This window comes from Micromonospora sp. NPDC049240 (assembly GCF_040647835.1).
Lineage (GTDB): Bacteria > Actinomycetota > Actinomycetes > Mycobacteriales > Micromonosporaceae > Micromonospora.
Map to the genome: position 1 here is coordinate 1 of NZ_JBEZCX010000018.1, position 25,454 is coordinate 25,454.

The 25,454-nt window shown below is 74.3% G+C and carries 28 protein-coding genes; 11 read left to right on the plus strand and 17 right to left on the minus strand.

The genetic code is table 11. The annotated features are described in order from the left end of the window. Nucleotides 1–89: 89 nt before the first annotated feature. A complete protein-coding gene (locus AB0B02_RS24830) occupies nucleotides 90–1,034 on the minus strand; it encodes a threonine/serine dehydratase (RefSeq protein ID WP_281943707.1) in 945 nt (314 codons plus the stop codon). A gap of 33 nt (nucleotides 1,035–1,067) precedes the next feature. Here AB0B02_RS24830 and AB0B02_RS24835 point away from each other — a divergent pair, with 33 nt between their 5' ends. Beyond that, a complete protein-coding gene (locus AB0B02_RS24835; protein WP_357303987.1) occupies nucleotides 1,068–1,211 on the plus strand; it encodes a hypothetical protein in 144 nt (47 codons plus the stop codon). A gap of 1 nt (nucleotide 1,212) precedes the next feature. Here AB0B02_RS24835 and AB0B02_RS24840 read toward each other — a convergent pair whose 3' ends face one another. From AB0B02_RS24840 to AB0B02_RS24885, 10 genes are all read right to left on the minus strand, one after another. Next, a complete protein-coding gene (locus tag AB0B02_RS24840) occupies nucleotides 1,213–2,715 on the minus strand; it encodes an FtsX-like permease family protein (protein ID WP_357303990.1) in 1,503 nt (500 codons plus the stop codon). After that, nucleotides 2,712–3,413 (minus strand): ABC transporter ATP-binding protein, encoded by a 702-nt coding sequence (locus tag AB0B02_RS24845; RefSeq protein WP_357303993.1) that lies wholly within the window; start codon nucleotides 3,411–3,413, stop codon nucleotides 2,712–2,714. The genes AB0B02_RS24840 and AB0B02_RS24845 overlap by 4 nt, the downstream gene beginning before the upstream one ends. Further along, nucleotides 3,410–3,946, minus strand: a complete 537-nt coding sequence (locus tag AB0B02_RS24850; protein ID WP_281943715.1) for a PadR family transcriptional regulator — start codon at nucleotides 3,944–3,946, stop codon at nucleotides 3,410–3,412. The genes AB0B02_RS24845 and AB0B02_RS24850 overlap by 4 nt, the downstream gene beginning before the upstream one ends. A gap of 76 nt (nucleotides 3,947–4,022) precedes the next feature. Further along, nucleotides 4,023–4,589, minus strand: a complete 567-nt coding sequence (locus tag AB0B02_RS24855; RefSeq protein WP_281943717.1) for a TIGR03086 family metal-binding protein — start codon at nucleotides 4,587–4,589, stop codon at nucleotides 4,023–4,025. A 70-nt stretch (nucleotides 4,590–4,659) separates the two neighbouring features. After that, the gene (locus AB0B02_RS24860) at nucleotides 4,660–6,198 is read right to left on the minus strand and encodes a SpoIIE family protein phosphatase (RefSeq protein WP_281943719.1); all 1,539 of its coding nucleotides are present in this window, start codon (nucleotides 6,196–6,198) and stop codon (nucleotides 4,660–4,662) included. Nucleotides 6,199–6,200: 2 nt separating this feature from the next. Then, nucleotides 6,201–7,550 (minus strand): sensor histidine kinase, encoded by a 1,350-nt coding sequence (locus AB0B02_RS24865; RefSeq protein ID WP_357303998.1) that lies wholly within the window; start codon nucleotides 7,548–7,550, stop codon nucleotides 6,201–6,203. Beyond that, complete coding sequence (locus AB0B02_RS24870) at nucleotides 7,547–8,560, minus strand: SpoIIE family protein phosphatase (protein ID WP_357304001.1); 1,014 nt, start codon at nucleotides 8,558–8,560, stop codon at nucleotides 7,547–7,549. The genes AB0B02_RS24865 and AB0B02_RS24870 overlap by 4 nt, the downstream gene beginning before the upstream one ends. After that, nucleotides 8,557–8,976, minus strand: coding sequence for an ATP-binding protein (locus AB0B02_RS24875; RefSeq protein ID WP_281943726.1), 420 nt, complete (start codon nucleotides 8,974–8,976; stop codon nucleotides 8,557–8,559). The genes AB0B02_RS24870 and AB0B02_RS24875 overlap by 4 nt, the downstream gene beginning before the upstream one ends. Next, nucleotides 8,973–9,386 carry an STAS domain-containing protein gene (locus AB0B02_RS24880; protein ID WP_281943728.1) on the minus strand — a complete coding sequence of 138 codons (414 nt, stop codon included), beginning with the start codon at nucleotides 9,384–9,386 and terminating at the stop codon, nucleotides 8,973–8,975. The genes AB0B02_RS24875 and AB0B02_RS24880 overlap by 4 nt, the downstream gene beginning before the upstream one ends. Beyond that, the gene (locus AB0B02_RS24885; RefSeq protein ID WP_357304005.1) at nucleotides 9,386–10,246 is read right to left on the minus strand and encodes an STAS domain-containing protein; all 861 of its coding nucleotides are present in this window, start codon (nucleotides 10,244–10,246) and stop codon (nucleotides 9,386–9,388) included. The genes AB0B02_RS24880 and AB0B02_RS24885 overlap by 1 nt, the downstream gene beginning before the upstream one ends. A 159-nt stretch (nucleotides 10,247–10,405) precedes the next feature. On the opposite strand from AB0B02_RS24885, the gene AB0B02_RS24890 reads away from it, so the two are divergent. Then, nucleotides 10,406–10,762 (plus strand): STAS domain-containing protein, encoded by a 357-nt coding sequence (locus AB0B02_RS24890; protein WP_067310147.1) that lies wholly within the window; start codon nucleotides 10,406–10,408, stop codon nucleotides 10,760–10,762. A 10-nt stretch (nucleotides 10,763–10,772) separates the two neighbouring features. On the opposite strand, the gene AB0B02_RS24895 is transcribed toward AB0B02_RS24890, so the two are convergent. After that, nucleotides 10,773–12,065, minus strand: a complete 1,293-nt coding sequence (locus AB0B02_RS24895) for an MFS transporter (protein ID WP_357304008.1) — start codon at nucleotides 12,063–12,065, stop codon at nucleotides 10,773–10,775. Between the two features lie 49 nt (nucleotides 12,066–12,114). Here AB0B02_RS24895 and AB0B02_RS24900 point away from each other — a divergent pair, with 49 nt between their 5' ends. The 4 genes from AB0B02_RS24900 to AB0B02_RS24915 all read left to right on the plus strand — a co-directional run bounded on the left by AB0B02_RS24900 (nucleotide 12,115) and on the right by AB0B02_RS24915 (nucleotide 14,029). After that, the gene (locus AB0B02_RS24900; RefSeq protein WP_357304011.1) at nucleotides 12,115–12,798 is read left to right on the plus strand and encodes an FCD domain-containing protein; all 684 of its coding nucleotides are present in this window, start codon (nucleotides 12,115–12,117) and stop codon (nucleotides 12,796–12,798) included. Nucleotides 12,799–12,837: 39 nt separating this feature from the next. Then, complete coding sequence (mscL, locus tag AB0B02_RS24905) at nucleotides 12,838–13,308, plus strand: large conductance mechanosensitive channel protein MscL (protein ID WP_281943737.1); 471 nt, start codon at nucleotides 12,838–12,840, stop codon at nucleotides 13,306–13,308. A gap of 77 nt (nucleotides 13,309–13,385) precedes the next feature. Continuing rightward, nucleotides 13,386–13,634 (plus strand): hypothetical protein, encoded by a 249-nt coding sequence (locus AB0B02_RS24910; RefSeq protein ID WP_281943739.1) that lies wholly within the window; start codon nucleotides 13,386–13,388, stop codon nucleotides 13,632–13,634. A 29-nt stretch (nucleotides 13,635–13,663) separates the two neighbouring features. Continuing rightward, on the plus strand, nucleotides 13,664–14,029 hold the full coding sequence (locus AB0B02_RS24915; protein WP_107154594.1) for a hypothetical protein: 366 nt from the start codon (nucleotides 13,664–13,666) through the stop codon (nucleotides 14,027–14,029). Between the two features lie 312 nt (nucleotides 14,030–14,341). Here the strand turns inward: AB0B02_RS24915 and AB0B02_RS24920 are convergent, their stop codons facing one another. Further along, complete coding sequence (locus tag AB0B02_RS24920) at nucleotides 14,342–15,580, minus strand: benzoate/H(+) symporter BenE family transporter (protein ID WP_357304016.1); 1,239 nt, start codon at nucleotides 15,578–15,580, stop codon at nucleotides 14,342–14,344. A 55-nt stretch (nucleotides 15,581–15,635) separates the two neighbouring features. Here AB0B02_RS24920 and AB0B02_RS24925 point away from each other — a divergent pair, with 55 nt between their 5' ends. The 5 genes from AB0B02_RS24925 (at nucleotide 15,636) to AB0B02_RS24945 (ending at nucleotide 20,259) form a co-directional block, all read left to right on the plus strand. Next, nucleotides 15,636–16,163: a helix-turn-helix domain-containing protein gene (locus AB0B02_RS24925; protein ID WP_357304019.1), complete on the plus strand. Its 528-nt coding sequence runs from the start codon at nucleotides 15,636–15,638 to the stop codon at nucleotides 16,161–16,163. A gap of 93 nt (nucleotides 16,164–16,256) precedes the next feature. After that, nucleotides 16,257–16,976 (plus strand): protein phosphatase 2C domain-containing protein, encoded by a 720-nt coding sequence (locus tag AB0B02_RS24930; RefSeq protein ID WP_107154591.1) that lies wholly within the window; start codon nucleotides 16,257–16,259, stop codon nucleotides 16,974–16,976. 51 nt (nucleotides 16,977–17,027) lie between these two features. Beyond that, nucleotides 17,028–18,227, plus strand: a complete 1,200-nt coding sequence (locus AB0B02_RS24935; protein WP_357304023.1) for a GNAT family N-acetyltransferase — start codon at nucleotides 17,028–17,030, stop codon at nucleotides 18,225–18,227. Between the two features lie 74 nt (nucleotides 18,228–18,301). Continuing rightward, complete coding sequence (locus AB0B02_RS24940; protein WP_357304026.1) at nucleotides 18,302–19,015, plus strand: ZIP family metal transporter; 714 nt, start codon at nucleotides 18,302–18,304, stop codon at nucleotides 19,013–19,015. Between the two features lie 74 nt (nucleotides 19,016–19,089). After that, nucleotides 19,090–20,259, plus strand: coding sequence for a hypothetical protein (locus AB0B02_RS24945; RefSeq protein WP_357304029.1), 1,170 nt, complete (start codon nucleotides 19,090–19,092; stop codon nucleotides 20,257–20,259). A 58-nt stretch (nucleotides 20,260–20,317) separates the two neighbouring features. Here the strand turns inward: AB0B02_RS24945 and AB0B02_RS24950 are convergent, their stop codons facing one another. The 4 genes from AB0B02_RS24950 to AB0B02_RS24965 all read right to left on the minus strand — a co-directional run bounded on the left by AB0B02_RS24950 (nucleotide 20,318) and on the right by AB0B02_RS24965 (nucleotide 25,453). Beyond that, nucleotides 20,318–21,400, minus strand: coding sequence for an NAD-dependent epimerase/dehydratase family protein (locus tag AB0B02_RS24950; protein ID WP_357304032.1), 1,083 nt, complete (start codon nucleotides 21,398–21,400; stop codon nucleotides 20,318–20,320). 89 nt (nucleotides 21,401–21,489) lie between these two features. Continuing rightward, the gene (locus AB0B02_RS24955) at nucleotides 21,490–23,514 is read right to left on the minus strand and encodes a hypothetical protein (RefSeq protein WP_357304035.1); all 2,025 of its coding nucleotides are present in this window, start codon (nucleotides 23,512–23,514) and stop codon (nucleotides 21,490–21,492) included. Nucleotides 23,515–23,532: 18 nt separating this feature from the next. Further along, nucleotides 23,533–24,606, minus strand: coding sequence for a hypothetical protein (locus tag AB0B02_RS24960; protein WP_357304038.1), 1,074 nt, complete (start codon nucleotides 24,604–24,606; stop codon nucleotides 23,533–23,535). A 1-nt stretch (nucleotide 24,607) separates the two neighbouring features. Beyond that, nucleotides 24,608–25,453: a carbohydrate ABC transporter permease gene (locus AB0B02_RS24965; RefSeq protein ID WP_281943759.1), complete on the minus strand. Its 846-nt coding sequence runs from the start codon at nucleotides 25,451–25,453 to the stop codon at nucleotides 24,608–24,610. Nucleotide 25,454: the final 1 nt, after the last annotated feature.

Below are 25,454 nucleotides of genomic sequence, written 5' to 3' on the forward strand. Positions count from 1 at the left end.
GCCCCCGGCCACAACCCCCTCGACTGGCTCGACGCGGTGTTGGACCTGTGGCCCCTTGTTAACGCCCAGCGTTAACAAGGGGCCCCTCCTTACGCCCCGAGCGCTGCGGACAGCACCGCCGGGTCGGCGTTCCCGCCGGTGACCACCGCGACGGTCCGCCCGGCCGGCAGCTCGTCGCGGTGGAACAGCCGGGCGGCCGTGGCGACCGCGCCGCTCGGCTCGGCCACCAACCGCGCGTCCCGCAGCAGCCGGCCGGCGGCCGACATGATCTCGTCCTCGGTCACCGTGACGATGCCGTCGAGCCGCTCCCGCAGGTGCGCCAACGTCAGCGCGGACAGGTTGGTGCGCAGCCCGTCGGCGCAGGTCCGGTACGTGCGTTCCACATCCCACACCACCACCTCGCCGGCGGCGAGCGACTCCACCGCGTCGGCGGCCAGCGCCGGCTCCACGCCGATCACGGCGGTCGACGGGCGCAGCGCCTTGACGGCCGTCGCCACGCCCGAGCCGAGCCCACCGCCGCCGACCGGCACCAGCACCACGTCCACGTCCGGCAGGTCGGCGACGATCTCCAGCCCGATGGTGCCCTGCCCGGCGATGACCGCCGGGTGGTCGAACGGCGGCACCAACGCCGCGCCGTTCTCCGCCACGATCCGCTCCGCCTCGGAGACCCGGCGGGCCCGGGGCACCAGCCGTACGTCCGCCCCGAGCGCCCGCATCCGGTCCACCTTGACCGCCGGCGCCCCGTCCGGCACCACCACCGTGCAGGGCACCCCGAACGTGCGGGCCGCGTACGCCAGCGCCTGCCCGTGGTTGCCCGAGGAGTGGGTGACCACCCCTCGGGACCGGGCGGCCGGGTCGAGCCGGGCCACCGCGTGGGTGGCGCCGCGCAGCTTGAACGATCCCACCGGTTGCAGACTCTCCGGCTTGAGCCACAGCCCGTCGTCCCAGGCGGCGGGCAGCAGCGGGGTCCGCAGCGCGGTGCCCGCCACGTCGTCGGCGGCGGCCCGGACGTCGTCGATCGAGATCAGCTTCATCGCACCATCCTGCCTCCCGCCTACACTGCCCGGGTGAGCGACGAGGAGCAGCCGGCGGCGCGACGCGGGTCGACCTGGCTGATCCTCGCGGTGGTCGCCGCCGGGCTGGTGGTCTGCTGCTGCTCGACCGCGATCGGCCTGGCCGTCGCCGGCCCCGCCGGCCTGCTCGGCCGCTGACTCAGGTGGTGCGCAGCTCCTCCACCGAGGTGGCAGCGCGCAGGAAGAGCAGGCCGGCCACGACCGTGACCAGCACCGCCGCCAGCCCGCCCGCCGCGAACCAGGCGAGCTGCTCCCACGGTACGTCCGGCGTGACCGTCACCTTCGGCACCCATTCGGTACGCGGCTCTCCGCCGCTCGTGCCGCACCCCGGTGTGCCGGCGGCGCAGACCTGCTGCACGAAGCCGCCGCCACTGGGAGCCGGCATCAGGCCGGCGACCAGCAGGTAGCCGACGGCCAGCGCGAGCCCGATCGCCGGCACCGCCGGGGCGAGCGCCGCCCAGAGCAGCGATCGACCGATGGTGGCGCGGGGCACGCCGGTGGCCACCTGGGCCGCGTACGCCCGCCGTCGGCTGGTGATGCCCTCGACCACGGCCACCAGCAGCCCACCCGCGGCGATCGCCATGGCCACCGCGACGGCCAGGTCGACCAGGTCCATCGCGCCGAGATAGAAGTCCGGGTTGGACAGGCCGCCGCCGGTGCGACGGAACAGTTCCACCTCGGCCTGGAAGTCGGCCCGTACCCCGGCGGCCCCGGCCCCGAAGATCAGCGCGGCCAGCAGCGCGGCGAACGTGCGGCTGCCGGCCCAGGGGTCGGCGGTGAGCCGGCGCGCGGCGAGCAGCGCGGCCGGACCGCGCCCGTGGCGGTGCAGCAGCCGCCCGGTGGTGTACGAGATCCAGCCGGTGCCCGACACCACGCCGATCATGGCGGTCAGCCCGCCGAGCGTCAGCAGCAGCGGCGCCACCGAGTCGGGCGGCGCCTGGTCGCGCCGCTCGTACCACAGCCCGATCGGCCGGATCGCGGCGAACGACGCCAACGCGACCAGGATGAGCAGGCCCGGCCACGGCCACGGCGCCCGCGTGCGGACCCGGCGTACCACGCCGAACGGGGTGGTGGTGACCCGACGCAGCAGGAGTGCGCTGACCAACGCGGCGACCAGCGGCAGGCCGAGCACCACGGCGGCCACGGCCACCGGGCCCGGGTGCACGTCGGTGGGCAGCGGCAGCCGCCCGTCGGCGTCCGGCCGGTGCAGCAGCCGGCGGCCGACCTCGAACACGGCCAGGCCGGTGCCGGTGCCGAGCAGGCTCGCCACCCCGGTCTCGGCGACCGCGAGCCCGGTGACCTGGCCCGGGGTGGCCCCGGCCAGCCGCAGCGCGGCCAGCCGCCGGTCGCGCCTCGGCGCACCGAGGCGGGCGCACTGCCCGGCCAGCCCGAGCACCGGCACGCAGAGCAGCAGCAACGCGAACGCGACGCCGGGGCGCAGGCCGGGCTCGCGCAGCAGCCCGTTGGTGTACTGCTCGGACTGCGTCCACTCGTTACCCGGCGGTTTCGCCACCGTCAGCACGGTCAGCGCGGCCAGCCCGGCCAACGTCGCCAGCGCGGCGCTCAACGCGGTCAGTGCCACCCGCGCGCCGTCGGTGCGGGTGCCGGCCAGCGCGAGCCGCAGCAGCGTGCCCGGCCTCACCGCGTGCCGCCCGGCAACGCCGGATCGAGACCCAGCCCGCTGTGGTCGACCATGCCGTCGCGCAGGCTGACCTCCCGGTCGGCGTACCCGGCGATCCGCGGCTCGTGCGTGATCAGCACGACCGTGGTGCGTTGCTCCCGGGCCAGCCGGACCAACTGGGTGAGCACCTGCTCGCCGGCGAGCGTGTCGAGCGCGCCGGTGGGCTCGTCGGCGAAGAGCACCCGCGGCTCGGTGACCAGCGCCCGGGAGAGCGCGCAGCGCTGCTGCTGCCCGCCGGACATCTCGCCGGGCCGGACGTCGGCGACCTCGGCCACGCCGAGCCGTTCCAGCCAGGTGAGCGCCGCCGTTCGCGCCGCCCGTCGTCCCGTGCCGGCGAGAAGCAGCGGAAGCGCGACGTTCTCCGCCGCGGTCAGCTCGGCGACGAGCTGACCGAACTGGAACAGCACCCCGAACTCGGTACGGCGCAGCCGGGAGCGGGCCGTCTCCGACCACGTGTCGATCCGCTCGCCCCGCCAGGTCACCTGGCCCGCGTCGGGGCGCAGGATGCCGGCGAGGCAGTGCAGCAGCGTGGACTTGCCGCAGCCGCTCGGGCCGGTGACCGCGAGGATCTCGCCCTCGGCCACGTCGAGCGTCACGCCGCGCAGCGCCGGTGTCGGGCCGTACGCCCGGACCACGCCGCGCGCTTCCAGGAACGTCACGAGTGCACCTCCCGGTGCCAGTCGGCGACCCGGTCCAGGGTGGTGTGCAGCCACCGCAGGTCCGCGTCGAGGTGAGCGATGGCGAAGTCGGCGGCGACCACCTCGTCGAGGTGGGCACCGGGGGTGGTCTTGACGGCGGTCAGCTCGCGCAGCCGTGCGGTGTGCGCCCGGCGCTGGGCGATCAGGTAGGCGCGGGCCTGGTCGGCGTCGGCCACCAGCAACGCGACCACCACCTTGGCGAAGAGCGTGCTGGCCACGTACGGCATCGGTGGCTCGACGGTGGCCAGCCACCGGTCGAGCGTCGCCCGTCCGTCGTCGGTGAGCGCGTAGGCGGTGCGGTCCGGGCCGCCCTCCCGGCCCTGGCCGGACGGCGTCACCAGGCCGTCCCGGTGCAGCCGGGCCAGCGTGGCGTAGACCTGGCCGAAGGCCAGCGGGCGGGCCCGGGGCAGCCGCTCGTCGTGGGCGCGCTTCAGCTCGTAGCCGTGGCGCGGCCCGGCGGCGAGCAGCCCGAGCAGAACGTGCTGTGTGGACACGGGCCTACTATTCGCTGAGCGAATAGCAGTGTCAAGAGCGGCCCGCGCCGGCCGGGACCGACGCGGGCCGGTCGGTTCAGCGGGGCCAGGCCGGGTCGCGCCCGGTCCGGCCCAGCAGTGCGTCCACCGTGCCCGGGGCCGCGTCGGTCGGCACCGGCGCGGCGAACACGCCCATCCGCTGACCCATGTCGCCCCGCTCGTCCAGGAACTCGTGCAGGGCCGCCACCACCGACGGGTCCACGGTGAACCCTTGGTCGGTGGCGCGGGCCAGGTCCCAGCCGTGCACGGTGAGATCGATCAGAGCCATCGACCCGATCGTCTTCTGGGGCACGCCCATACCCGCCGAGACGCCCTCCAGCACGGCCGGATCCGACCACGTCTCGACCAGCCGCGCCGCCTCCTTCGGGAACCGGTCCCGCCAGCCGCTGGTCAGGTGGTCGGTCCGGACCGACCAGTCGACCTCCTCGCGCCGGGCCAGCGCCTCGAAGTTGACCACCACGTCGAACAGGTGGTTGAGCAGGTCACGCACCGTGTAGTCACGGCACGGCGTGGGTCGGTCGAGGTGGTCGTCGGAGATGCCCCGCACCACCGCCACCGTGCCCGGCTCGGCGAGGGACAGCAGCTCACTAGTCTTCGTACTCATAGGACCCAGGGTATGAGGGCGGTCTTGCAGAAATGCGACACCCGAACCGCAGCGGGCGGGCGGCCGGGGATCAGCGGCGGCGGACCGCCACCACCGCGACATCGTCGTGGATCTCCGGCGGCGCCAGTTCGGTCAGCAGCCGCTGGCAGAACTGGTCGAGGTCGTCGTCCACCCGGGTGGCCACCACGCCGAGCGCGGCCATCCCGTCGTCGATGGTGGCGTCCCGACGCTCGATCAGCCCGTCGGTGTAGAGGACGAGCGTGGCGCCGGCCGGCAGCACGAACTCCAGGTCGGGCGGGCGGGGCGCGCGCACGCCGAGCAACGCCGCGGACTGCGAGACGAACTCGACCCGCCCGTCCCGGCTCAACAGCGCCGGCAGGTGCCCGGCGCTGGCCATCCGGATCAGCCCGGTGCCCGGGTGGAGCAGCAGCACGCAGATGGTGGCCAGCTCGTTCGGCAGCAGCGTCCGCATCAGCTCGTTGACCCGGTCCAGGATCATGCCCGGCTGGTGCCCCTCGACCGCGTACGCCCGGACCGCGTGCCGCAGCTCGGCCATCACGGTGGCGGCGTGCAGCGAGTGCCCGGCCACGTCGCCGATCGCCACCAGGAGGTGCCCGTCGAGCATCACCAGCTCGTAGAAGTCCCCGCCCACCTCGGTCTGGGCGCTCGCCGGCTCGTAGCGGACGGCCAGGTCCAGGCCGGCCACCTCGGGCAGCCGCCGGGGCAGCAGGCTGCGCTGGAGCGTCACCGCGATCCGGTGTTCCTCGTCGAAGGAGCGCTGCGCCTCCACCGCCGACGCCACGGCCTGGGCGAGCTGCACCAGCACCGGCGTCTGCACGGTCTGGGTGGACGTCGGCACCACCACGTAGAGCGGGGCCCGGTCCTCCCGCAGCCGCGCGGCGGCCACGGTCACCGTGTCCCCCTCCGGCCAGTCGGTCAACGGCCAGTTGCCCGGCTGGTCCACCCACACCCGGGTGCCGATCGGCACGCCGGTGTCGTCCACCACCCACGGCACGATCCCGGCCGGGGTGTGCGGGTCGGCGGCCACGCCCGCCAGGCAGTCCCCGTCGAACGTCTCGGCGACCACCGCCGCCGGCGACCGGAAGATCCGCGCGGCGCCGGACGCGGCGGCCTCCAGCAGCCGGACGAAGTTCGGCGACGCGTGCATCTCCACCGTGGCGTCGGCCAGCGCGGCCAACCGCTCGGCGAGCTGCTCGGCCCGCCGCCGGGCCTGGTAGTAGCGCAGCACCGCGTGCGCGGTGGCGACCAGTTCCTCCGGCTCGATCGGCTCGGCCAGGTACGCGTCCGCGCCCCGGGTGAGCCCCTGCGCCCGGTCGACCACGTCCACCGCGTGCGCCGACACGTGGATGACCGGCACAGACGGGTACGCCTCCTTGATCCGCTCGCAGACCTCGAAGCCGCTCATGTCGGGCAGCCGCACGTCGAGCACCACCAGGTCGACCGGCTCCCGGGCCACCCGCTCCAGCGCCGCCGTGCCGTTCTCGGCCTCCACGGTCACGAACCCGGCCCGGGTGAGCCAGTTCACCAGCAGGTAACGCTTCGGGCCGCTGTCGTCGACCACCAGCACTGTCGCCGGCCCGCCCTCCACCGTCACGCTCCGCCCACGGGTAGGACCACGGTGAACGTGCTGCCCCGGCCCGCTTCGCTGGTCAGCTTCAGCGTGCCGCCGAGCAGGGCGACCAGCCGCCGGGCGTACGGCAGGCCGAGACCGGTGCCGCCGACCCGGGTCGTGCCCGGCACCTGGTAGAACTCCTCGAAGATCCGTTCGTGCAACTCGGGCGGGATGCCGACGCCGGTGTCGGTGACCGTCAGCGACCACACCTCGTCGCGACGCTCGGCGCGCAGCCGCACCTCGCCCCGCTCGGTGAACTTCAGGCCGTTGTGCAGCAGGTTGCGCAGCACCTGGGCGAGCAGCACCTCGTCCGAGCGGACCGTCGCCGGGGCCGGCGGCTCCTCCACCACCAACTCCACCCCGGGTCGGGTGGCCAACGCCCGCAGCGTGCCGCGAAGCTGCCCGAACACGGCCCGCAGGTCGACCTCGGACCAGTCCGGCTCGATCCGGCCCGACTCGGCCTTCGCCAGATCGAGCAGCTCGTTCACCAGGGCCAGCAGGTCACCCGCGGAGGACCGGATCAGCCCCACCTGGCGGGCCTGCTCGCTGGTCAGCGGATCGGAGGCGGAGTCGGCGAGCAGCCGCCCGAGACCGATGATCGCGGTGACCGGGGCACGCAGCTCGTGACTGACGTTGGCCAGGAACCGGCTCTTCGACTCGCTGGCGGCCCGCAACTGGGCGGACTTCTCGTCCAGCTCGGCGTAGAGCGCCACCACGCCACGGTTGGTCTCCTCCAGCTCCTCGGTGAGCTGGTTGTAGAGCGCCATCACGCCCTGGTTGGTCTCCTGGAGCTCGGCGTTGAGCACCGCCAGCTCGTCCCGCTGCGAGCGCACCTCGTCGAGCGCGGCGATGAGCTGCGCGTTCTGTGCGGCCAACTCGTCCAGCGCGGAACCCGGAGCGCGCTCCGCCAGCTCGGCGCGGAGCTGGTCAGCGCGTTCCGGCGTCAGCTCCGCGGCGTGGTCCGGTACTCGTCGGGACATCCTCACGACGGTAACGCCCCCGACCGACATCACCCGCAACGAGTCCACGAGACGAGCGACCGCGCCGGACTGCGGCTCGTACCGGCCACCGGGGAACGGACGGACCGGTGACAGGTCCACCCGCAGCTCCGCCCGACCGGCCGGGCCGGTCCGATCGACGGCGAACGTGACGTCGGCGCCGGCCACCCCGTGCAGCAGCTCCCGCGCCACCTCGCTGAGCGCGGTGGCGATCCGGACCTGGTCCTGGTGCTCCAGCCCGATCGCCGCGGCCACCTCCCGGCCCCGCTGCCGGACCAGGAAGATGTCCTGCTCGACCCGGAGCGCCAGGTGCAGGAGCGGTTCACTCATGAGGCCGCCCGGGCGACCAGGACACAGGCGTCGTCACGGCGGATCCCGGCGTCGCGGAGCAACGCGGCGGCGGCCAGCAGCGGCGTGCGGGCGACCAGCCCGGGGTAGTCGTCCAGGTCCCAGCGGTCCACCACGCCGTCGCTGTGCATCACCAGCGTCGCGCCGGGCGGGAACGGGTAGTCGTACCCACGAACCGTGGGGCGCTGGTGCCCGGCGATGCCCGGCAGCGACACCAGGCCGCGCCGCCGCTCGCCGGTGGCCACGATCATGGCGGCGATGTTGCCCAGGCCGGCGTAGTGCACTTGCCCGGTCCCGGCGTCGGGCTCGGCCACCGCGAGCGCCGCGCCACGGGTGTGCGAGATGGCGGCGTGCAGGTGCCGCACCACGGTGTCCGGCGGGCCGGCCGGGGCCGAACGGAACGCGGCGACCGCGGCACCGGTGGCGGCGGCGGCCAGCGGCCCGTGCCCCAACCCGTCGCAGACCAGCACCTGCCGCCGGCCCTCGACCACCCGGACCGCGTACCCGTCGCCGCTGTCCTGCTCGCCGGTGATCGGCCGGGCCAACCCGCCGGCCCAGTCCGGCGCCGGTGGCGGCCCGTCCCAGACCTGGGCGGTCAGCACCGTGCCCCGGCCGAGCCGCGAGTAGGCGTCGAACCGGCTCGACTGCCGGGCGATCGCGCCGAGACCGATGCCGAGCGTGCCGACCGTGGAGTGCCCGTCGGCCGAGGAGACCGTGAGATCGGCCATGCCCGGACCCGAGTCGATGGCCACCAGTTCCACCCCGGCCCGCCCGTCCCGACGCGCCGGACGAAGCAGCAGGGCACCCTCGCGGGCGTGCTTGACCAGGTTGCTGGTGATCTCGGCGGTGACGATGGCCAGATCCGCGATGCGCTCCGTGCTGAGCCCGAGCTGCCCCCCGAGCCGCTCGGCCACCCGGCGTACGCCACCGGCGGTCGCGCCGTTGTCGACCCGGAACCACACGCCGTGGTCGGGGACCACGTCGGTGCTCATCGCGACCACTTGGTGATGGTGATCTCCGTGCCCTGGCCGACGGCGGTCCGGATGTCGAAGTCGTCGACGAGCCGACGGGCGCCGCTGAGGCCGAGGCCCAGCCCTCCTCCGGTGGTGTAGCCGTCGGTGAGGGCCAGGTCGAGGTCGGGAATGCCCGGGCCCTGGTCGGCGAAGACGATCCGGACGCCGCGCCGGCGGCCGTCGGAGACGGTGGTCACCTCGGCGCTGCCCCCGCCGCCGTAGATCAGCGTGTTGCGGGCCAGCTCGCTGGCGGCGGTGACCAGCTTGGTCTGGTCGACCAGGGAGAGCCGGACCGCGACCGCGGTGGTCCGCACCAACTGCCGGACCCGCACCACGTCCTCGTCGCTACGGATCGCCTGCGTCGCCGGCACCCCCAGGTCGACGCCCGTGGTCATGGCGTCGCCGTCGTCTCGGTGTCCTCGTCGTCGACGAGCGCCGCGTCCCAGTCGTCGGCGCGGCTCGCCGCGATCAGCTCCATGCCGCGCTCGACGTTCAGCGCGGTCCGGATGCCGTTGAGCGACAGCCCCAGCTCGACCAGCGTGATGGCGACGGCGGGACGCATCCCGACCACCACCGTCTCGGCGTCCAGCACCTTCGAGATGGACGCGATGGTGGAGAGCATCCGGCCGACGAAGGAGTCGACGATGTCCAGCGCCGTGATGTCGATGATGACGCCGTGGCAGCCGGTGGCGACGATCCGCTCGGCCAGGTCCTCCTGGAGCTGGATCGCCGTCTGGTCGGACATGTCGACCTGGATGGAGACCAGCAGGATGTCGCCGATCTTGAGGATCGGCACCCGCTCCATCACGACTCCCGGCGGGCGCGGCGGGCGGCGGTCTCGACCCCGGTCAGGCGCAGCACGTGACGGAGCGCGTCGGCCAGGCTCGCCTTGGTGGCGATGTCGCCGAACTCGATGCCGAGCGCGACGATCGTCTGGGCGATCTGCGGGCGGATGCCGGAGATGATGCAGTCGGCGCCCATCAGCCGGGCGGCCACCACGGTCTTGAGGATGTGCTGGGCGACCTGGGTGTCCACCGCCGGCACGCCGGTGATGTCGATGATCGCGTACGGCGAACCCGTGTCGACGAGCGTCTGGAGCAGGCGCTCCATCACCACCTGGGCACGGGCCGAGTCGAGCGTGCCGACCAGCGGGACGGCGACCACGCCCTCCCAGAGCTTGACCACCGGCGTGGAGAGCTCCAGCAGCTGCTCCGCCTGGTCGGCGATCAGGCTCTCCCGGGCCCGGACGAACGTCTCGAAGGTGAACAGCCCCATCTGGTCGATCAGCGAGGAGAACGCGACGAAGTCGCGGAGCGTGTCCTCGCCCCGCTCCTGCTCCATCAGCTCCAGCAGGGCGTCCTTGATCGCGAACACGCTGATCGCGGTCTCGGTGGCGCTGAATCCCTGGCGGGCCCGGTTGGTGGAGATCTCGGCGAGCACCGCCCGCAGCTCCCCGCCGTGCTCGTCGGCCAGGTCGCCGATGCCCTGCCGGCCGGCGTCGGCCACCGCGCGGTGCAGCTCCTGCACCTGGCGGGCCAGCTCGGCCCGGCTGAGTCGGCCGCGCAACGAGCCGGCGACGATCTCGATCCAGCGGTTGGTCAACCGGTCCGCGTGCTGACTCAGCAGTTCGGCGAGCCGACCGCCCTGCTCTGCGCCCAATGCCACGTTGACCTCCCAGATCTGGACGGGCGGACTCTATCACCGGGGGTCGCCGCACTACTTGCCACGGGACAAAGAAATGATCGACAGCACCTGTGCCGGCTCCCGTTCTGCGCGGCGCGGTCATTGTGGGATACCGTTCCCCCGAACACAGGAGGTCGACGAATGTCCCTGACGGTGCACACGGAACAGCGCGGCGACGTGGTCGTGGTGTCGGTCGCGGGCGAGCTGGACATGGCCACCGCACCGCAGCTCCAGGATCAGATCACCGACCTGCTCGACAAGGGGCGCAGCCGCCTCGTGTTCGACCTGGCCGAGGTGTCGTTCTGCGACTCGACCGGGCTGTCGGTGTTCGTCCGCGCCAAGAACAGCTGCGACGAGGCCGGTGGCGTGGTTCGGCTGGCCGCCCCGCAGCGCGGCGTGCTGCGCATCCTCGAGGTCAGCGGCCTGGTCGAGGTGCTGCACACGTACCCGACGGTGGACGAGGCCGTCGCGGGCGACCCCACCCCGGCCTCCTCCTGACCGACTCCGCTCAGCGCTCGTCCTCGATGTAGCGGGGACGAGCGATCACCATGCCCGCGGTCGTCTGCACGGCGAGTGCCACCAGCAGGAAGCCGAGCGGGGCGGTCCAGCCGCCGGTCGCCTCGTAGAGGATGCCGACCAGCAGCGGGCCGAGCGCGGCGATGACGTACCCGGTGCTCTGCGCGAAGGCGGAGAGCGCCACGGTGCCCTCGGCGGTCCGGGCCCGCAGCCCGATCGTGGTCAGGATGAGCGGGAACGCGCCCTGACCGAGCGCGAGCAGCAGCACCCAGAGCGGCGCCAGGCCGCGCGGGGCGAGCGCCAGCCCGACGTACGCGGCGGTGGAGAACGCGGTCAGCGACAGCACCAGCGGACGCAGGGTGGCCAGCCGGCCGGCCAGCGCCGGCATCGTCAGCGCCACCGGCACGCCGAGCGCGGTCACGCCGGCGAGCAGCAGGCCGGCCGCCTCGGGCCGGTAGCCGGCGTCCCGGAAGAGCTGGGCCAGCCAGCCCATGATCGCGTACCCGCTGAGCGACTGCGCCCCGAAGTAGACCGCCATGGCCCAGCCGAGCCGGGTCCGGCCGGGCCGCACCCGCGCCGGGGCGGCGACGACCGCCGGGGTCGCGGTCCGGTCGGCGGCCCGGCGCGCGGCGCGCGCCCGCAGCGCCAGCGGCACCCACGGGATCACGGCCAGCGCGGCCAGCCCGGCCCAGACGCCGAGGCCGGCCCGCCAGGAGCCGAAGGCGTGGGCCACCGGCACCGCGGAGGCGGCGGCCACCGTCGTGCCCACCGTCAGCGCCATCGTGTACGCCCCGGTGACCAGCCCGGTGCGGTGCGGGAAGTGCTGTTTGACAAGCATCGGCAGCAGGATGTTCGCCACCGCGATGCCGGCCAGCGCGAGCGCGCTGGTGAGCACGAAGACGGCCGCCGAGCCGGTGACCGCGCGCAGCACCTGCCCGGCGGTGAGCGCGATCATGGCCAGTACCAGCACCCGGGGCGCCGCCCAGCGGCGAACCAGCCACGGGGTGAGCGCGCCGAGCCCGGCGAACGCGATGGTGGGCAGCGTGGTGACCAGGCCGGCCATGGTGCCGGAGAGGCCCAGCCCGACGCGGATCTCGTCGAGCAGCGCGCCGAGGCTGGTCACCGCCGCCCGCAGGTTCAACGCGACAAGCAGCATCCCGACCAGCACCAGGAGCCCGCCGCGCACCGGGGAGACGGCCGGCGGGTCCGGGGTGGCCGCCGGCGCCGGCCCGGGGGTGACGTCGGCGGTGGGCGCGGTCGCGGTGGGCGGGGGTGGCGGCGTCATGACCTCGAACCTACAATCATGGGATGAATTTCGGCAGCAGGTGTAACCGGTGACACCCGCCGTGGATTCCGTCGTCGTGCCGCCGCGCGGCCACCGGGTCCACCGGACGATCGAGCAGCTCCGGGCGCGCATCCTGGGCGGCGAGTGGCCGGTGGGCGCACGCATCCCCACCGAGCCGCAGCTCGTGGCCGCGCTCGGCGTGGGGCGGAACACGGTCCGCGAGGCGGTCCGGGCCTTGGTCCACGCCGGCGTGCTGGAGTGCCGACAGGGCTCCGGCACCTACGTGGTGTCGACCGACGAGCTGGCCCCGGTGGTGGCCCGCCAGCTCACCGACGACCGGATGACCGAGGTGATCGAGGTCCGGCGCGCGTTCGAGGTGGAGGCCGCCCGGCTCGCCGCGCTGCGGCGTACCCCCGAGGACCTGGCGGCGCTCGACGCCGCGCTCGCCGCCCGGGAGGCCGCGTGGCGTTCCGGGCGGGTGGACGAGTTCGTGGAGGCGGACGCCGCGCTGCACACGGTGGTGGTGGCCGCCGCGCACAACCCCATGCTCGCCGAGCTGTACGCCTCCGTCGGCGCCGCGCTGCGCCGCACCGTCGCGCAGGCCATGGGGCCGGCGCTGACCGCCGAGCGGTACGTCGACCACGGTCGACTGGTGGCGGCGATCCGGGCCGGCGATCCCACGCGGGCAGCGATCGAGGCCGGTGCGTTTCTCGAGGGGCCGACCGAGGCATAGGTTGTGCCGGACGCAGATTCGGACAGCACGGGAGAGCGGATGCTCAAGGGCTTCAAAGACTTCATCATGCGCGGCAACGTCGTCGACCTCGCGGTCGGCGTCGTCATCGGTGCCGCGTTCACCGGCGTGGTCACGCAGCTGACCAAGTCGTTCCTGGAACCACTGGTTCGCGTGTTCATCGTGTTGATCACCGGCAACAAGAACGGGCTCACCGGCTCGACCCCGAGCTTCCGGGGCATCCCGTTCGACTGGGTGGCGTTCATCAACGCGTTGATCACGTTCGTGCTCACCGCGGCGGCGCTGTACTTCCTGGTCGTCTACCCGATGAACCGGCTCGCCGAGCGGCGCAAGCGCGGCGAGGAGCCGCCACCCTCCGCGCCCAGCGAAGAGGTGAAGCTGCTCACCGAGATCCGGGACGCGCTGCTCGCCGGCAACCCCGGCACGCCTGCCCAGCGCGGCGCGCTGGACGACGTGCTCGGCCGCCGGCAGGAGCCGCCGGCCCCGCGCTGACGCCATAGCCCACCGGCCCCCGCGGAGATTCCGCGGGGGCCGACCCGAATCGAACACATGTTCGATAGAGTCCCGGCATGGAGCAGCGTAGGCACTGGTGGAACGGGAAATGGGGCCGGCTCGCCCGGCGGGACGTCTTCCTCCGGGTGGACGGCGACCGCTGGCACGTGGAGCAGCGCGCCGGTGGCGCCGAGGGCGTCTCCCGCTTCTACGAGCACATCAGTGTCGAGGAGGCCGAGGAGACGGTCCGCGCGCTGCTCGACGGGCCGGACACCTGGCGCGAGCTGTCCCCCCGCCCGCCGGGCGGCTGGGCCCCCTCCGTTTAGCGCCCGCGCGCCCCGGGAACCGCTTCGGCATGAGCCAGCAGCAGGACACCGTCTCCCGGGTCACCACCGGCATGCGGGTGGTCGACTCCACCGGCGTCGAGGTGGGCACCGTGGATCTCGTCCAGCGCGGCGACCCCGCCGCGGTGACCGTGGAGGCGCCCGCCCCGGTCGACCCGGGCAGCAGCCTCGACGAGCTGATCGAGTCGGCCGCCGTCGACGAGCCGGACGTGCCCGCCGACCTGGCCGCCCGGTTGCTGCGCGAGGGCTACCTCAAGGTCTCCACCGAGCTGGCCGACACCGGCGCGGTCTACGTGCTGGCCGACCGGATCGCGGCCGTGGCCGACGGCGCGGTCCGCCTCACCGTCCCGGCCGCTGAACTGCCCGCCGAGGAGTGACCACCGGCTCGACCAGGGCACTTCCTGGCCTGTCGAGCCGTCTCCCCGCCCGGTGAGTCACCTCCCGGCCCGCCGATGCCACTCCTGACCCGTCACCGGCCAGCGGTCCCGGGCAGATGCCGGCAGCCCCTACGAACTTGATGGCGCCGATGGGTCACGACCGGTGAACCGTTCACGCCATCAAGCTCGTAGGCACTTCGGGCACACCCCGCCGCCGGGCCAGGAGGCGGGGCTCCTATCAGGCCAAACGTCTCCCGCCGGGTCGGCGCCGGCAGCAGCACCACTGCTGAGCCGACCCCGCCATGCTCACAGTCAGCCCTGCCGGTGCGCGGCGGCCAGATCCGGCCCCAATGCGGTACGGCTGTCGGGTTCGACCGGCGGCGCGGCAGCCGGCGGCGCGGCGGGCGGGCGGCGGCGGAAGAGCAGGAGCATCAGGCAGCCGGCGACCAGGCCCCAGAACGCGCCCCCGATGCCGAGCAGGCTGACCCCGGACGCGGTGACCACCAGCGTGACCACGGCGGCCTCCCGGGTGTCCGGCTGGGCGACCGCCGCCGACACCGCGCCGGCCAGCGCGGCGAGCAGCGCGAGCCCGGCCACCGCCTCGACCAGCACCGGCGGGGAGAGCAGCACCAGGGCGGTCGCCACGCCGGCGCCGAGGCCGAGCAACGCCATGCCGATCCCGGCGGTGACCGAGGCGATCCAGCGCCGGTCCGGGTCGGGGTGGGCGTCCGGGCCGGCGGCGAGCGCGGCGGTGATCGCGGCCAGGTTCACCGCGTGGCCGCCGGCCGACGCGCCGAGCGTGGTGGCGAGCCCGGTGACCCGTAGCGCGGAGCCCAGCGGCGCCCGGTAGCCGTAGCCGGCGAGCACGGCGGTGCCGGGCACGTTCTGCGCGGCCATGGTGACCAGGAACAGCGGCAGCGCGAGCCCGACGACGGCGGGCAGCGTCCAGGTCGGCGCGGTCAGCGTGACGACCGGGGCGACGTCCAGCCGGGCCGGGCCGGAGGTGGTCAGCGCGATCGCCACCACGGCCACCGCGAGCGCGCCGGGTACCGCCCAGCGGCGCGCGAACCGGTGCAGCAGCAGCCAGACGAGCACCACCGGCCCGGCCAGCCGGGGCACCTCCACCAGGGCGCGTACCGGCGCGGTGCAGAGCGGCAGCAGCACCCCGGCGAGCATGGCGGAGGCGACCGGGGCGGGGATCGCCGCGACCGCGCGGCCGAGCGCGGGGATCAGCCCGGCGGCGATGATCAGCAGACCGGTGAGCAGGAAGGCGCCCACGGCGGCGGGCCAGCCGCCGGGTACCGGCCCGGTGGCGACCAGCAGCGCCGCGCCCGGCGTGGACCAGGCGATGGCGAGCGGCAGCCGGTGCCGCAGACCGAGCCAGACCGCGCAGGCGCCGCTGGCCACGCAGAGCGTGAGCAGGCCGGAGGCGGCCTGGGCCGGGTCGGCGCCGACCGCGCGCAGCCCGGCCAGCACGACGGTGAACGAGCTGGCGAAGCCGACCAGGGCGGTCACCACGCCGGCCAGTACGGGTTGGAGTCGACCGGCCACGCTTCCTCCTCCGGTGTTCCGTTTACGGAACGACATGATGTAGCACGATAGCCCCATGGACGTCGGCCCGCGGATCCGCGCCCTCCGGATGGAACGGGGGCTCTCACTCTCCGAACTCGCGCGGCTGGCCGGCGTCGGCAAGGCCACGCTCTCCGGCCTGGAGAACGGCGTCCGCAACCCCACCCTGGAGACGCTGTACGCGATCACCGCGCAGCTCGGGGTGCCGCTGACCGCCGTACTCTCCGCCCCCGAGCAGACGCCGACCGTACGCGGCGCAGCGGTCGGCGCGACGCTGCTGGAGGTCTTCCACGACCGCGACGCGACGTACGAGCTGTACCGGATGCGGGTCAGCCCGGGGCCGGCGCAGCTCTCCCCCGCCCACCAGACCGGCGTCACCGAACACGTGACCGTCTTCTCCGGCGTGCTCCTGGCCGGCCCGGTGGACGCCCCGCTCACCGGCGGCCCCGGAGAGTATCTGCGCTGGACCTCCGACGTGCCGCACAGCTACGCCGCGGTGGGCGAGGAGCAGGTCCGGGCCAGCCTGCTGTTGCGCTATCCGCGTCCATCCGGGAAGGACGGTTGACGGATACCCGGGATGCAAGTCGGTGACATTTCTTTCCACCGACCCGGCAGCGCGTAGAGACGCGGAGCGGGTCTTCTTGGCAAGCTTGTCCCCATGACGCTCATCCTCCGCTCGGCCATCCTCAACGACGTCGGCCTCGTCCGGACCAACAACGAGGACTCCGCCCTCGCCGGTGACCGCCTGGTGGCGGTGGCCGACGGCATGGGCGGCCTCCCGGCCGGCGAGGTGGCCAGCGAGATCGTCATCCGGATCCTGGACGAGCTGACGCCGCCCACCGGCGCCGAGGAGGCGGCCGACGCGCTGCGCGCCGTGGTCAGCACCGCCAACCAGCGGATCCGGGCGGCCATCACGGTGGACCCGGCCCGCGACGGCATGGGCACGACGCTGACCGCGGCACTGCTGGCCGGTGACCGGCTGGTCCTCGCCCAGGTCGGCGACTCCCGCTGCTATCTGCTGCGCGACCACGAGCTGACCCAGCTCACCCGCGACGACACGTTCGTGCAGGCGCTCGTCGACCAGGGCGCGCTCTCCCGCGACCAGGCCCGGCACCACCCGCAGCGCTCGCTCGTCACCCGCGCGGTGCAGGGTCAGGACGCGCCGCCGGCGGTGGGGGCGCTCACCGTCTTCCCCGGCGACCGGCTGCTGCTGTGCAGCGACGGCCTCTCCGACTACGTGGAGGACGCCGCCATCGCCGCCGCGCTCGCCACCTACGGCGACCGGCAGCAGTGCGGCGAGCAGCTCGTGAAGCTGGCCCACCAGGCCGGCGCACCGGACAACGTCACGGTGGTCATCTCCGACGTCGCCGAGGCCTGACGGCGACCCATTCGGGTTGCGACCCGGGGGCGGGCACGTTGGGATGAACGGATGCACATTCGCCGGCTGAGCGCCGAGGAACGCCCGACCACCAGCTTCCCGCTCCAGGCGTACGCGTTCGAGGCGTCGCCGATGACGCCGGCCCGGACCGACGAGTTCCGCGCCTACCTGCCGACCAACGCGGGGAACACCACGCTGGTGGTCGAGGAGGACGGCGTCGCCACGGCCGCGGCCTCGGCGATCCCGATGCGGCAGAACCTGCGCGGCGCGGTGCTGCCGATGGCCGGTGTCGCCGGGGTGGCCACCCACCCGCTGGCCCGCCGGCGCGGGCACGTCCGGACGCTGATGCACCAGCTCCTCGACGGAATGCGGGACGAGGGGCACCAGCTCAGCGCGCTGTACCCGTTCCGGCCCTCGTTCTACGAGCGCTTCGGCTACGCCGGGTTGCCCCGGCGGCGTACCGCGGTGTTCGCCCCCGCGGAGCTGGCGCCGCTGCTGCGCGCCGAGCTGCCCGACGAGCTGGTCTGGGAGCGGATCGGGGCGGGCTACCCGCGGTGGCGCGCCTACACCGACCGGTGCCTGCGCGAGCGCCACGGCTTCGCGGTCTTCCCCGACTTCCGGGCGGTCGGCCTGCGCGAGCGGGACGACCGCTGGCTGCTCAGCGTGGTACGCGACGGCGAGACGGTCGGCGCGGTGACCTACCGGATCGACGACCACGCCGGCACGCTGGTCGCCGACGACCTGCTCTTCGACGACCCGTACGCCCGGGCGTCGCTGCTCCAGTTCTTCGCCCGGCACGTCGACCAGGTGAACCGGGTCAGCGTCGAGCTGGGCCCCGACGAGCTGCCCGAGCTGTGGCTCACCGACTTCGACGTGCACGTCGAGACGCGGGCGCGCCGGCCCGACTCCTCCGCGCCGATGGCCCGGCTGCTCAGCCTGGAGGCGCTGGCCGAGCAGCCGGTCGGGGTGGGGCGGGTGCTCGTCGAGCTGGTCGGCGACCGCTGGCTCGCCGGCCGGCACCTGCTCGACGGGACCACCGGCAAACTGGCGGTGCTGCCGGCCGACAGCGCCGCCGAGGGCACCGTGCCCGCGGCCCGGCTGACCGCCGCCGGGCTGTCCGCCCTGGCGTACGGCGTGCTCGACCCGGTCGAGGTGGTGGTACGCGGGCTGGGCGAGGTGCCGGTGGACGCCGCCGCCGAGCTGCGCCGACTCTTCCCGCGTGAACTGCCGTACCTGTTCGCCGACTTCTGATCGGGTTGCCGGCATCGACGCGGGGTAGGTTCCTGCGGGTGCCGGGATGGTTGGAAGCGGGATTCTGGGGTCTGTTGGCCGGGTCCGCCCTGTTGATCGGGGCGGCCGTGGGGTTCTTCGCGCGGGTGCCGCGCCGGGCCACCGCGTCGGTGATGGCGTTCGGGGCGGGCGTGCTGCTCTCCGCCGTCTCGTTCGAGCTGATCGAGGAGGCGCACGAGCAGGGCGGCCTGCTGCCGGTGGCGATCGGCGCGGCGGCCGGCGCGCTCACCTACACCGGGGCGAACGTGCTGCTGGCCCGGCACGGGGCGCGGCACCGCAAGCGCTCCGGCGACGAGCAGCCCTCCGAGCAGGAGCAGCCCGGTTCGGGTAACGCGATAGCGGTCGGCGCGCTGCTCGACGGCGTACCGGAATCGGTGGTGATCGGCGCGAGCCTGCTGGCCGGCGGCCCGGTCAGCTTCGTCACCGTGATCGCGGTCTTCCTCAGCAACGTGCCGGAGGGGTTGTCCAGCGCGGCCGGCATGCGGCAGGCCGGGCGGTCCCGGCGCTACGTGTTCGGGCTCTGGGCGGCCATCGCGCTGATCTCCGGCGCCGCGTCGCTGGCCGGGTACACGCTGCTCGGCGGCGCCCCGCCGGAGGTGCTGGCCACCATCACCGCGCTCGCCGCCGGCGCGATCCTGGCCATGATCACCGACACCATGGTCCCGGAGGCGTTCGAGGACGCCCACCTGCTGGTCGGCCTGATCACGGTGCTCGGCTTCCTGGTCGCGTTCGCCCTCTCGCACGCCTGACCGCCGGCTTAGCCGCGGGTTAAGGATCGCCGGCGGAGTCGTGCCGGGGCGGCCGGTCCCCCTAGCATCGGCGGGTGCGCGTGAAGTCCGCTGTCTCCCTCCTCGTCCTCGCCCTGGCCACCGCCACGCTGCCCGGGTGCGGCGGCGAGCCGTCCGACCGGACCGCCCCGGCCGCCGCCACCCCGGCCGGCACACCTTCCGGTGCCACCGATGCCGCTGCCCCGGCCGTCTCGCCGAGCGCCCGCGCCGGCCTCGGCACCGCCAAGCCGAGCCCCGGCCCGGCCGCTGTCGCGTTCCGCGCCGGCAACCCGGACGGGCGGGCCACCGTGCCGGCCGAGGCGCGGGCCGTGGACACGTCGCGTCCGACCCGTACCGTCGGCACCGGCACGCCGGCGAGCTGCACCTCGGCGGCGGTGGTGAAGGCGGTGGCGGCCGGCGGCATCATCACGTTCGACTGCGGCCCGGCGCCGGTGACCATCACCATGAAGGCCACCGCCAAGGTGGTGAACGCGCACGGTCCGCGCATCGTGCTGGACGGCGGCGGCAAGGTCACGCTGAGCGGCGGCGGCAGCCGACGGATCCTCTACCTGAACACCTGCGACCCGGCGCAGGGCTTCACCACCTCGCACTGCCAGAACCAGGACCACCCGCAGCTCACCGTGCAGAACCTGACGTTCGCGAACGGCAACTCGACGGGCGAGAAGACCGAGGGCGGCGGGGGCGGCGCGATCTTCGTCCGTGGCGGCCGGGTCAAGGTGGTCAACTCCCGGTTCGTCGACAACCGCTGCGACCGTACCGGGCCGGACCTGGGCGGCGCCGCGCTGCGGGTGCTCAGCCAGTTCGAGAACAAGCCGGTGTACGTGGTGGGCAGCACGTTCACCGGCGGGGTGTGCGCCAACGGCGCGGCGTTGAGCAGCATCGGCGTCTCCTGGACGGTGCTGAACAGCGTCTTCCGCGACAACCAGGCGGTCGGCACCGGCGCGAACCCGGCCCGGGGCGGTACGCCGGGCGGCGGCAGCGGCGGCGCGATCTACTGCGACGGCAACGAGTTCACGGTGAAGCTCGCCGGCACGGTCGTCGAGGACAACAGCGCCAACGAGGGCGGCGGCGCCATCTTCTTCGTCAGCAACAACCGCACCGGCACCCTGTCGATCACCAGCTCGACGCTGCGCCGCAACCCCAGCCGAGGCTTCGAGACGAAGCCCGGCATCTTCTTCCTCGGCGCCCGCCTCACCCGAGGCTGAAGGCCGGGCCCCTGCTTAACGCCTCCGGTAGAGAAGGGGCACCTTCTCACCCCGCTGGTCAGTAGGGGTTGGGGTGGCCGGGGAGGTGGCCCTTCGGCACGGCAGCCGCGCGGCCGGGGAGGGTGGGGTCCGTCGACAGGGGCGGGGACTTGGTTCCCGACCTCGTCGACATGCCGGCGATGAGGTCCTTCAGGGCGGTCACCGTGTCGACCCGGGGCACCCAGCCGAGGTCCGTCTCGGCCCGCTGCGCGGACATCAGCGGGACGTTCAGCGCCAGGTCCACCCAGCCGGTGTCGACCGGTTGCAGCCGGGCCCGCCAGGTCACCGCCGCCGCGGCGCGCAGCACCGGCACCGCCACCGGCACGGTCCAGCCGTGGAAGTGCCGCGCCACCAGCGCTGGCGTCAACACCGGGTCGGTCGCCACGTTGAACGCGCCGCGCGCGTCGCCCAGGACCGCCCGGGCGTACGCGTCGGCCACGTCGTCGGCGTGCACCGCCTGCATCCGGAGCCGCCTGTGCGAGGGCACCAGCGGGATCCGGCCGTAGCGCAGCAGCCGCACCGGCACCAGCGGGCCGAGGAAGTAGCGGCTGATCTCGGTGCCGGCGTCACGCTGGAAGATCAGACCCGGCCGCAGCCGGACCACCCGCAGTTCCGGGTGCTCCCGCCGCACGTCGTCCAGCAGCGCCTCCACCTCCGCCTTGTCCCGGCTGTACGACGACGTCCGCACCCCGGTCGCCGGCCAGTTCTCGCTGACCGGATGGTCCTTCGGGCCGGGCGCGTAGGTGCCGACGGATGAGGCGTACACCAGGGCGGGAACGCCGGCCCGGACGGTGGCCTCGATGACCGCGCGGCTGCCGCCGACGTTGGTCCGGTAGAGCGTGCGCCGGTCGTGGCTGGGCTGGATCTGCCAGGCCAGGTGCACGACCGCCCGCGCCCCGGCGAAGATCCGCACCAGCTCGTCGGCCGCGCGGGGCGCGCCGATGTCGCAGGAGTGCCACTCGACGTCGTCGTACGGCTCACCGGCGTCCGGCCCGGGCAGCCGACGGGCCACGCCGACCAGTTCCGCCCCCGACTCCTGCCGCAACCGACGCAGGACCGCCGTTCCCACGTTTCCGGTCGCCCCCACGATCACGATGCGCATGCCCGGTCCGGTACCCGCTGAACCGGCCAGCAACCGCGCGGGAGCGCGACTTCCGGCCCGGGCGGGGAAGACCGCCCGGGCCGCGCCCGTCAGCGCCGGACGAGCGTGAAGCCGCCGGGCAGCACCTCCGCCGGCACCGTGCCACCCCGGGTCCGGGTCCGGGAGCGCCGCACGCCCTGCGCGTCGTACGTCTCGACGCACGCCGTCCCCGCGCCGGGCACGGTGACCGGGACGGTCCGGGGCGTGCGGGCGGCACTGCGCAGCAACGCCGTCGTCGATCCGGTGCCGGCGATCACGTACCGGGAGACGAGCGGTTCGAGCAGGACCGCGTCGACCACCGCGTCCCCGCCGGCCGAGACCGCGACGAGGTCGACGGCGTCGGCCGGTGCCTCCGCCGGGCCGCTCGGCGTCACCGGCAGCAGCGCGCCGGGCGCCGGGGAGGTCCCCTGCGCGCCGACCCGCCCGTGTCGGACGGTGCCCACGGTCCGCGCCGGGCCGTCGGGCGAGGCGGTGGACCACCGGGTGACGGCCCGGCTGCCCGGCCGCAACTCGACCACCGGCAGCACCAGCCGGGGCTGGTCCGCGGCCGGCAACCGCCAGCGGGCGGTCGCGCCGGCCGGCAGCAGGGCGTACGCGCCGCTGAACGCGGACTCGCCGGTCCACGTCGAGTCGGGGGTGACCACGTCCGCGCCGCCGGTCAGCGTGGCCTGTTCGGCCTCCACCACGGTGCCGCCGACCCGCGCCACGATCCGGCCCTGCCGGGCCAGCGCCGCCACCTCGGGGTGGGCGTCCAACGCCAGCATGCTGAGCAGGCCGTGGATGGTCGACTCGGCGCCGGCGTTGCGGTTGACCGTTCCGTCGCCGGCGATGCCGTCGACGGTGCGCCCGGTCGCCGGGTCGTACCCGGGCACGCCGGCCGCGTTGGCGCCGAAGTACCAGGCGGCCGTCATGCCGGCGAGCTGCCGGAACCCGTCGCGCCCGGTGGCGTCGGCGACGGCGAGCAGCGACTGCACGCGGGAGTCCACGCCGTAGGCGATCTGCGACCGGTCCGTCGGGGTGGGCTGCCGCCCGTTGTCCGGGCCACCGGAGGTGAGCAGCCACGGCGTGAAGACCGCCGCGTCGGCGACCGCCGCCGGCAGCAACCGCCGGTCACCGAGCACCCGCGCGGCGACGGCCAGCGCCGCGGGCATCTGCGAACCCCAGGCGTGCCACACCGACCGGGACAGCGCCCAGGGGCGGACCGCGCCGAACGGCCATTCCCGGACGTCCCCGTCGGCCAGCGCGGCGACGCCCTCGGCGAACCGGCTGAGCGCCCGCCGCGCCCCGGCGCCGCCACCGGCCCGCACGTACGCGGCCAGCCCCAGCACGGCCTCCGCGGTGGCGTCCGCGCCGTCCGCGATCAGCCAGCCGGGGGTCCGCTCACCGTCGACGACCTGCCACGTGCCGTACCGGACGAGCACCTGGCGTTCCAACGCGCCGACCGCGAGGTCGAGCCGCTCGCGCAGGAACGACGCGAACCAGGGGTCGGCGGTACGCCAGGCGGCGTACCCCTCGCCCAGCGCCCAGACCGTGCGGGCCAGCCAGTACGACGGGCCGCTGTCGGACGGGTCGGGCAGCTCGACCGGTTCGGCGCTCGGGTTCAGCGTGCCGTCGGGTTGCATCCAGAGCACCACGTTCCCGGCGTCCGGCCCGGTGGCGGTCTGGAGATAGGTCAGGCCCCGCAGCAGGGCGTACGAGGCGTCGCGGCTGGTGGTGGCACCGGTGGACCGCCAGTGTCGCAGGTAGACCACGGCGGCGCGGGCGATGTCGTCGGCGTTGTAGGCGCCCTGCCCCCAGGTGTCCGTCGCCGGGTCGTACGCCCCGCCGCCGACGCGCCGGAACGTGCCGTCCGGGTTCGGCTCGGCGTACGTCCAGAGCACCCCGACCGTCGGCGTGTCGGCGAGCCGGTACGTGGTGTGCCCGGCCTGCGCGGGCGGGGTGACCCGGTCACCCAAGAAGTCCAGGTGGGACAGGTTCGTCAACGCGGTTCCGGTGGTGGCCCGGGCCGGGGCCGCCACCAGCAGCGGGGCGCCGAGGGCGAGGCCGCCGCCCAGCAGGAGGGATCGGCGTTTCATGGTGGTCTCCTCGGGGCGTCAGGGGGTGTGGTCGAGCCGGGCGACGCCGATCTTCGTGTCCGCCATTCCGTAGAACACGAACCGCACGCCGTCGACCTCCTCGATCGCGGTGGGGAAGACGACGTTGGGCACGGTGCCGGCCTTCTCGTCCTCGGTGTCCGGCACGAGGATGGGCTCGGCGGTGCGGGCCAGCACCCGGGCCGGGTCGGCCGGGTCCAGCAGCATCGCCCCGGCCGCGTACTCGACGCGTTGGGTGGTCGGGTCCCAGCCGCTGGGGACGTGGCCGGTCACCCCGTGGTGGAGCAGCAGCCAGCCCTCCGGCACCCGCAGCGGCGGCGGGCCGGCGCCGATCTTCAGCTCCTCGTAGGGGAACTCGGAAAGCGCCACGCAGCGGTGGTCGCGAGGGCGGGTTAGCGCGGTGACGTCGGCGTGCACCTCGTCCGCCGGCACGTACGAGATCCAGATGCCGGGTCGCTCGTCGGTGGTGCCGGCCGGCAGGTGCACGCCCTCGCCGGGGCGGAACCAGCCGAGGTCCCACATCGGCCGGTGCAGCATGGCGTAGCAGGGCCGGCCGTCCGGGCCGGGCACCGGTTCGGGAAAGAACACCGCGTCCTTGTTGGGGAACAGGTTGAGATCGGTGTCCAGGTCGGGCTGGTAGGCGAACTGCACCGGGCCGAGCCGCCGCCAGGAGCGCAGGTCGGTGGAGACGGCCAGCGCGAGGCGGGGGCCGAGCGGCCCGTACGCCACGTACGTCATCAGGTGCTGGCCGAGGTCCGGCACCCAGGTGGTGCGCGGGTCCTCCACCCCGGCGTTGTTGAGGCCGCGCTCCCAGCCTTCGTCCGGGGCCAGCACGACGCCGTGCCGGCGCACGCCGACCGGTACGCCGTCGCGCAGTTCCACCTCGGCGAGCCCGACGCGGGACACGTTGCCGTCGGCGACCAGCCGGGGCAGCAGGTGCAGCCGGCCGTCCGGGGTCCGCCCGCTCGCCGGGTTGAGCACGCCGGCGGCCTCGAAGGGTTCGGCCGGGTCGGGCGCCATCAGCACGCCCAGCCGGGTCAGCGTGTACGGGACAGTGGTCGAGAGGGATCGCATGTCAACCTTTCACTCCGGATCCGACGTCGGTGGAGATGAAGTGGCGTTGGAAGGCCACGAAGAGGCCGACGGCCGGCGCGGCGAGCACACAGGCCCCGGCCAGCACCGCGCCGTACGGGTTGGCGGCGCGGGCCGCGACGTTGCTGATGTAGTTGGCCAGGGAGACCGCGAGGGGCTGCATGTCCGCCTGCTTGGTGATCAGGAACGGCCAGAGGAACTCGTTCCACGGCCCGATGAAGGTGAGCAGCACCGCGGTCAGCAGCGCGGGGCGGACCAGCGGCAACGCCACCGACCAGAGCACCCGCAGTTCCCCGGCGCCGTCGATCCGGGCGGCGGCGAACAGCTCGTCCGGCAGTTGCAGGAAGAACTGCCGGAAGACGAAGACCGCGGTGGTGTTGATCGCGAACGGCAGGATCATCCCGAGGTAGGAGTCGGCCAGCCCGTACCCGCGCACGATCAGCACGTAGAGCGGGATCAGCAGGAGCTGGAACGGGATCACCTGGACCAGCAGCACCAGCGCGAACAGCGTGCCCCGGCCGCGGAACCGCAGCCGGGCCAGCGCGTAGCCGGCGAGCACCCCGAAGACCACGGTGCCGAGGATGACGCCGCCGGTGAAGACGCCCGAGTTGATCAGCGAGCCGAGCAGGTCGACCCGGGAGTTGATGTCCCGGTAGTTGTCCAGGGTGAGGCCGGAGGTGGGGAACGCCCCGGCGACCGAGGTGTCCGGTTCGGCCTGGAGGCTGCCGATCAGCATGTAGTAGAAGGGAAAGAGGAACAGCAGGGCCCCGGCGAACAGCACCACGTGGCGCAGCAGCCCCGGCCAGCGGGCGGTGGAGGTCGGTGTCACG

Excerpts from the sequence above, each read along its gene's own strand:
- AB0B02_RS24830 (WP_281943707.1), bottom strand. The coding sequence starts at position 1,034 with ATGAAGCTGATCTCGATCGACGACGTCCGGGCCGCCGCCGACGACGTG.
- AB0B02_RS24855 (WP_281943717.1), bottom strand. The coding sequence starts at position 4,589 with ATGAGTACGAAGACTAGTGAGCTGCTGTCCCTCGCCGAGCCGGGCACG.
- AB0B02_RS24865 (WP_357303998.1), bottom strand. The coding sequence starts at position 7,550 with ATGAGTGAACCGCTCCTGCACCTGGCGCTCCGGGTCGAGCAGGACATC.
- AB0B02_RS24870 (WP_357304001.1), bottom strand. The coding sequence starts at position 8,560 with ATGAGCACCGACGTGGTCCCCGACCACGGCGTGTGGTTCCGGGTCGAC.
- AB0B02_RS24875 (WP_281943726.1), bottom strand. The coding sequence starts at position 8,976 with ATGACCACGGGCGTCGACCTGGGGGTGCCGGCGACGCAGGCGATCCGT.
- AB0B02_RS24880 (WP_281943728.1), bottom strand. The coding sequence starts at position 9,386 with ATGGAGCGGGTGCCGATCCTCAAGATCGGCGACATCCTGCTGGTCTCC.
- AB0B02_RS24890 (WP_067310147.1), top strand. The coding sequence starts at position 10,406 with ATGTCCCTGACGGTGCACACGGAACAGCGCGGCGACGTGGTCGTGGTG.
- AB0B02_RS24895 (WP_357304008.1), bottom strand. The coding sequence starts at position 12,065 with ATGACGCCGCCACCCCCGCCCACCGCGACCGCGCCCACCGCCGACGTC.
- mscL (WP_281943737.1), top strand. The coding sequence starts at position 12,838 with ATGCTCAAGGGCTTCAAAGACTTCATCATGCGCGGCAACGTCGTCGAC.
- AB0B02_RS24910 (WP_281943739.1), top strand. The coding sequence starts at position 13,386 with ATGGAGCAGCGTAGGCACTGGTGGAACGGGAAATGGGGCCGGCTCGCC.
- AB0B02_RS24915 (WP_107154594.1), top strand. The coding sequence starts at position 13,664 with ATGAGCCAGCAGCAGGACACCGTCTCCCGGGTCACCACCGGCATGCGG.
- AB0B02_RS24925 (WP_357304019.1), top strand. The coding sequence starts at position 15,636 with ATGGACGTCGGCCCGCGGATCCGCGCCCTCCGGATGGAACGGGGGCTC.
- AB0B02_RS24930 (WP_107154591.1), top strand. The coding sequence starts at position 16,257 with ATGACGCTCATCCTCCGCTCGGCCATCCTCAACGACGTCGGCCTCGTC.
- AB0B02_RS24935 (WP_357304023.1), top strand. The coding sequence starts at position 17,028 with ATGCACATTCGCCGGCTGAGCGCCGAGGAACGCCCGACCACCAGCTTC.
- AB0B02_RS24950 (WP_357304032.1), bottom strand. The coding sequence starts at position 21,400 with ATGCGCATCGTGATCGTGGGGGCGACCGGAAACGTGGGAACGGCGGTC.
- AB0B02_RS24955 (WP_357304035.1), bottom strand. The coding sequence starts at position 23,514 with ATGAAACGCCGATCCCTCCTGCTGGGCGGCGGCCTCGCCCTCGGCGCC.
- AB0B02_RS24960 (WP_357304038.1), bottom strand. The coding sequence starts at position 24,606 with ATGCGATCCCTCTCGACCACTGTCCCGTACACGCTGACCCGGCTGGGC.